This is a genomic window from Paraconexibacter sp. (assembly GCF_041602235.1).
Lineage (GTDB): Bacteria > Actinomycetota > Thermoleophilia > Solirubrobacterales > Solirubrobacteraceae > Paraconexibacter.
Map to the genome: position 1 here is coordinate 1 of NZ_JBFIGP010000252.1, position 5,403 is coordinate 5,403.

The following is a 5,403-nucleotide window of genomic DNA, read 5'->3' on the forward strand; positions in this document are numbered from 1 at the left end:
GGCCGGCACCGCGGCGCGGACGGCGTCCCGCAGCTCCGACGGGGACGTGCCCGGCTCGGCGGCGACGTCGATCTGGTCGAACGCCCCGTCCTTCCCGCTGATGCGCTGCGCCTCGGGCAACGTCATCAGCGCGACCGCGGCACCGCCGTAGTTGTCGGTGCCGACGAGCCCCACGAGCCCGACGATCCGGTAGCGCTTTGCGGGCTTCTGCGACACGACGACCACGGTGTCGCCGACCTCGAAGTCCTTGCGCTTGGCGGTCGAGCGATCGATGGCGACCTCCTCCGCCGTCCGCGGCAGGCGGCCGTCGGCGACGGTGAACGTCTCGAACCGATCGATGTCCTGGATGGAGGCGATGAAGTTCGGTGCCCCGGCCGAGACCCGGTCGCCCTGCTTGTCCAGGATCGACCCGGCGGCGTCGAACACCGACCCCGATGCGGCCGCAACCTCCGGGACCGCCTTGATGCGATCGAGCACCTCCGCCGGGATGGGGTCGACCGACTGGAAGTCGTCGGCTTCGACGTCGGTGTTCGGCGTCACCGCGACATCGGTCTTCTCGTAGGCGGCGGTGAAGATGCGGTCGAACGACCCGTTGATCGTGTCGGTGAAGACGTAGGTTCCGGCGATCAGCGTGACGCCGAGAGCCACCGCGAGGGCGGTCAGCACGAGCCTGGTCTTCCGGGCGAACAGCCCGCGGAGTGCGACCTTGCGCATGGTCTTGACTCCCTAGACCGCGACGGCGATGCGCTCGTCGGCCACGATCTGGCCGTCCGAGAGCGTCAGCAGCCGGTCGGCGACCTGGGCGTGCCCGGCGTCGTGGGTGACCATCACGATCGTCTGCCCGAACTCGTCGACGCACCGCCGCAGGAGTTGCATGACCTCCGCGGAGCTCTTGGAGTCCAGGTTGCCGGTCGGCTCGTCCGCGAAGATGATCGCGGGCCTGGCCGCGAGGGCTCGCGCGACGGCGACCCGCTGCTGCTGCCCGCCGGAGAGCTCGGCAGGGCGGTGCGTCAGGCGGTCGCCGAGCCCGACGACGTCCACCAGCTGCTCGATCCATTCCCGGTCGGGCTCCCGGCCCGCGATCGTCAACGGCAGCTCGATGTTCTCCCCCGCCGTCAGGACCGGCACGAGGTTGAACGACTGGAAGATGAAGCCGATCTTGTCGCGACGCAGCGCGGTCAGCTTGTTGTCGTCCAGGGTGGTGATCTCGACCCCGTCCAGGGTCACCGTGCCGCTGGTCGGGCGGTCGAGGCCCGCGAGGCAGTGCATGAGCGTCGACTTGCCGGAGCCGGACGCGCCCATGATCGCGGTGAACTCGCCGGCGGGGAACTCGGCGGTGACGCCGGCGAGGGCGTGCACGGCGGCCTCGCCTTCGCCGTACTGTCGGGTCAGGTCCTGGGCGGACACGAGAGGGGCGTGGGACATGCGACGGACTCTTGCAGATGCCGCGCCGACCGCCCATGCGGGGTTGCCCCTAGGGGTCACCCACGTCGCATAGGCTGGCGCGATGCGCGAGATCGCCCCCGACGTCCACCTCATCACCGGATTTCCGCCCTACGGCGTCAACTGCTTCGTCCTCGGGGACGTGCTGGTCGACGCGATGGGCAAGATGGACAGCAAGCGGATCCTGAAGGCACTGCGCGGCCGCACGATCGACGCCCACGCCCTGACCCACGCCCACCCCGATCATCAGGGCTCGTCGCACGCCGTCTGCGACGCGCTGGGCATTCCCTTGTGGGTGCACGAGGCGGACGCGGACGCCGTCGAGGATCCGTCCCTCATCCGCGCGCGCCAGCCGTCCCACCCGCTCAACACCGTGATGGACAAGATCTTCACGGGCCCCGCTCACCGGGTCGACCGCACGATCGGTGAGGGCGACAACGTCGGCGGGTTCGAGGTGCTGCACACCCCGGGGCACTCGGCGGGGCACGTCTGCTTCTGGCGCGCGTCCGACCGCGTGCTCATCGCCGGTGACGTGCTGAACACCCAGCACTCGCTGATGATGTTCCCCCGCGGCCCGCGCGAGCCGCTCGGGATCTTCACGCCGGACCCGCAGGAGAACCGGCGCTCGATCCGTCGGCTCGGCGAGCTCGAGCCGCGCGTCGTCGGCGTCGGCCACGGTCCGGTGTGGACCGACACGAAGCGGTTCGTGGAGTTCTGCCGCAGCGTCTGACGCGCCTCCGCTCAGATCTTGCGGCCGGTCGTGAGCAGGTAGGCGCCATCGAGGTGCATGGCGCCGTCGTCCGCCGGGGTGCTCCTGCGCACGACGACGTCCGTGAGGGCCGCGATCAACGCGCCCCAGCGGTCCTGCGGCTCGAGGGCGGCGCGAGCCATGACCAGAGGACCGAAGTCGGCGGCGAACTCCTCGACGTAGTCCGCGGCGCTCTCGAACCGCCAGGTGATCGCCCGCGAGGCGAGATCGAGCTCGACCGGATGATCGGCGAACAGCTCGCGGACGTGGGAGGGATCCCCCCAGAGCGGCGGCGGCTGCACGAAGTCCGGGGGCGCGGGCAGGAACCCGCCGACCGTCCTGAACATGTCCCCCACGTAGCCGTCCGGGGTCCAGCAGGCCAGTGCGAAGCGACCCCCCGGCCGCAGCACCCGGACCACCTCCGCCGCGGCCACCGCGTGCCGGGGCGCGAACATGATGCCGAAGGTCGAGATGACGACGTCGAAGCTCTCGTCCGGGAACGGCAGGGCCTCGGCGTCCCCCTCCACGAGCTCGAAGCGGACCCCCGCCGCCGCGCCCCGCCGGCGTGCGTCGTCGAAGAGCTCGGGGGTCAGGTCGAGGCCGGTCACGGTCGCGCCCGTCAGCGCCGCGGGCACGGTCGCGTTGCCCGAGCCGCAAGCGATGTCGAGCACGGTCTGCCCGTCGGTGATCCCGGCCGCGCGGACCACGTCCTCGCCGGCCGGCAAGATGTGGTCCACCACCGCGTCGAAGTGCCCGGCAGCCCAGGTCTGACGTGCGCGCTGCTTGAGGTCTTGCAGGATCTCGTCGGTCGGTGGGTCGGCCATGCGACGCAGTGTCGCGGGCCGACCGCCGGGTTACAACCGGGCCGCGTCGGCGATCTCGCGGACGGCGCCGGCAGGGTCGTCCTTGCCGAAGACCGCGGACCCGGCGACGAGGTGGGTGGCTCCCGCGCGGACCACCTTCGGCGCCGTGGTCGCGTCGACACCGCCGTCGACCTCGAGCGCGACGTCGGGGCCGATGATCGACCGCAGGCGCTCGATCTTCGCGGGCGATGTCGGGATGAACGGCTGACCGCCCCACCCCGGGTTGACGGTCATGCACAGGGCGAGGTCGACATCGACCTCCTCGAAGACCTGCAGCGGCGTCCCGGGACAGACCGCGATCCCCGCCTTGACACCGTGCTCGCGGATCGCCTGCACGACGCGGTGGCTGTGGGCCGTCGCCTCCGCGTGGAAGGTGATGACGTCGGCGCCCGCCTGCGCGAAGGCATCGACCTGCCGCTCGGGCCGGTCGATCATCAGGTGGCAGTCCAGGACGATCCGGTCCCCGAACGCCGCCCGCAGGGCCTGCACCACGATCGGCCCCATCGTGATCGGGGGGACGAACACGCCGTCCATGACGTCGACGTGGATCCAGGTGACCCCGGCCTCGATGACCGTGGCGACCTGCTGCTCGAGCCGCGCGAAGTCCGCGGACAGGATGGACGGGGCGATCTGGATGGAGCTCACGACCGGTAGTGGATCAGACCTCGGCGAGCATCGACGCCCCGCAGTGGCTGCACGCGACGATCGCGGTCGTGCTCATACGCACGATCGTCGAGTGCTCGCCGCAGTCCGGGCACACGGAACGCAGTTCGAAGCGGTGCAGGCACGACGCGCACCGGTACCGCCCCGGCAGCGCGGTGGGCCGCAGCCACGGCTCGCGGCAGTGCGGGCACGACGGTCCGATGGTCCACTCCTGCGACATGGGCGCAGCCTACGCCCGCCGCTCACGAGCGACGTAGAAGCCGTCCGTCCCGTCCCGGTGCGGCAGCGTCTGGAACCGCTCGTCGCCGCGCAGCCGCTCCTCCGCGCGCGAGATCGTGCAGGTCGAGTACACGAGCGTCCCACCGGGTCGCAGCGCCCCGCGGGCGCAGCGCAGGATCTCGTCCTGGAGAACCGCGAGCCTCGCGATCAGGTCCTCGGTGACCCGCCAGCGCAGGTCGGGGTGGGTGCGCAGCGTCCCGAGGCCCGAGCACGGCGGGTCGGCGAGCACCCGGTCGAACGGCCTGTCGGTCTGGAAGCGCGAGGCGTCCGCGACCACCACGGTCACGTTGTCGGCCCGCATGCGCGCGCAGGTGCGCTGGAGCGCCCCGGCACGGCCCGCGTGCTGCTCGATCGCCACGATCTCGCCCCGGCCGCCCATGAGCGCGGCGAGATGGGTGGTCTTGCCGCCTGGCGCGGCACACAGGTCCAGGACACGCTCCCCGGGCTGCGGGTCGACGAACCGGGAGACCCGTTGGGCTGCACGGGACTGGGGCGTGATCGCGCCCGCGGCGAACAGCGGCGATCCGGCCACGTCGAAGGGCCCGTCCAGGACGAGCGCGTCGTCCTCGCGGCGCCCGGGCGGAAGCTCGGCCGGGTCGACCGCGACCAGGGTGTTCACCCGCAGCGACAGCTCGGCCGGCGCGTTGTTGGCCGCCAGCAGGGCGCGGGTCTCCTCGGCGCCCAGCTCCTGCCACCAGCGCCGCACCAGCCACTCCGGGTGGGAGTGGCGGACCGCCGCGCCCTGTGGGGTGTCGTCGGACGGCAGGTCCACCCCCTCCCGCTGGACCTTGCGCAGGATCGCGTTGACGACCTTGTGACCCGGGCTGGGCTTCGCGAGCTCCACGCTCTCAGAGATCGCCGCGTGGGCCGCGATCCCGTCGAGGTACAGGAGCTGCTCGAGGCCGAGCCACAGCGACGCGCGCACCGCCGGGTCCAGGCGGCCCTTCGCGTGCCGGGCGACGATCCAGTCCAGGGTCCCCTTGCGCTGCACCACGCCGAAGACCAAGCGCTTGGCGAGCGCGCGCTCACGCGGCTCCAGGCCCTCCGCCTCCGCACGCAGGGCACGGTCGGCGTAGGCGCCCTGCTCGAAGACGCGACGCACGACCCGCAGGGCGGTCGCGCGTGCTGGCGTGACCGCTGACACGGCGCGCACCGTAGCGCGCCGGTGGATCTCGGCGGGCTCAGACCGCCCGGCCCGCCTCCTGCCAGTACTCGTCACGCAGGGCGCGCTTGAGCACCTTCCCTGCGGGCGAGCGGGGCAGCTCACGGAACATCACCTGCTTGGGCGCCTTGACGGGACCCAGCTTCTCCTTGCAGACGGCACGGACCTCCGCGGGGTCGAGCTCGTCGTGCCCGGGCTTCATCTGCACGACCGCGGTGACCACCTCGCCCCACTGCTCGTCGGGA

The 5,403-nt window shown here is 72.0% G+C and carries 7 protein-coding genes and 1 pseudogene; 1 reads left to right on the forward strand and 7 read right to left on the reverse strand.

Annotated elements, in window-relative coordinates; translation table 11 throughout:
* The coding region (locus ABYE80_RS16365) for an ABC transporter permease (RefSeq protein ID WP_372791374.1) at positions 1–714 on the reverse strand (714 nt) is incomplete at its 3' end.
* A gap of 12 nt (positions 715–726) precedes the next feature.
* A complete protein-coding gene (locus ABYE80_RS16370) occupies positions 727–1,425 on the reverse strand; it encodes an ABC transporter ATP-binding protein (protein ID WP_372791375.1) in 699 nt (232 codons plus the stop codon).
* Between the two features lie 82 nt (positions 1,426–1,507).
* On the opposite strand from ABYE80_RS16370, the gene ABYE80_RS16375 reads away from it, so the two are divergent.
* Positions 1,508–2,173 carry an MBL fold metallo-hydrolase gene (locus ABYE80_RS16375; RefSeq protein WP_372791376.1) on the forward strand — a complete coding sequence of 222 codons (666 nt, stop codon included), beginning with the start codon at positions 1,508–1,510 and terminating at the stop codon, positions 2,171–2,173.
* 11 nt (positions 2,174–2,184) lie between these two features.
* On the opposite strand, the gene ABYE80_RS16380 is transcribed toward ABYE80_RS16375, so the two are convergent.
* The 5 genes and pseudogenes from ABYE80_RS16380 to ABYE80_RS16400 all read right to left on the reverse strand — a co-directional run.
* Positions 2,185–3,015, reverse strand: coding sequence for a class I SAM-dependent methyltransferase (locus tag ABYE80_RS16380; RefSeq protein WP_372791377.1), 831 nt, complete (start codon positions 3,013–3,015; stop codon positions 2,185–2,187).
* Positions 3,016–3,045: 30 nt separating this feature from the next.
* Positions 3,046–3,699 (reverse strand): ribulose-phosphate 3-epimerase, encoded by a 654-nt coding sequence (rpe, locus tag ABYE80_RS16385; RefSeq protein WP_372791378.1) that lies wholly within the window; start codon positions 3,697–3,699, stop codon positions 3,046–3,048.
* A gap of 13 nt (positions 3,700–3,712) precedes the next feature.
* Complete coding sequence (locus ABYE80_RS16390) at positions 3,713–3,937, reverse strand: zinc-ribbon domain-containing protein (protein WP_372791379.1); 225 nt, start codon at positions 3,935–3,937, stop codon at positions 3,713–3,715.
* Positions 3,938–3,946: 9 nt separating this feature from the next.
* Complete coding sequence (gene rsmB, locus ABYE80_RS16395; RefSeq protein ID WP_372791380.1) at positions 3,947–5,140, reverse strand: 16S rRNA (cytosine(967)-C(5))-methyltransferase RsmB; 1,194 nt, start codon at positions 5,138–5,140, stop codon at positions 3,947–3,949.
* Between the two features lie 37 nt (positions 5,141–5,177).
* Positions 5,178–5,403, reverse strand: a pseudogene (locus ABYE80_RS16400) (hypothetical protein); the annotation flags it as partial.

Coding starts and splice junctions, on each gene's coding strand:
- ABYE80_RS16380 (WP_372791377.1), bottom strand. CDS start 3,015: ATGGCCGACCCACCGACCGACGAGATCCTGCAAGACCTCAAGCAGCGC.
- ABYE80_RS16370 (WP_372791375.1), bottom strand. CDS start 1,425: ATGTCCCACGCCCCTCTCGTGTCCGCCCAGGACCTGACCCGACAGTAC.
- ABYE80_RS16390 (WP_372791379.1), bottom strand. CDS start 3,937: ATGTCGCAGGAGTGGACCATCGGACCGTCGTGCCCGCACTGCCGCGAG.
- ABYE80_RS16375 (WP_372791376.1), top strand. CDS start 1,508: ATGCGCGAGATCGCCCCCGACGTCCACCTCATCACCGGATTTCCGCCC.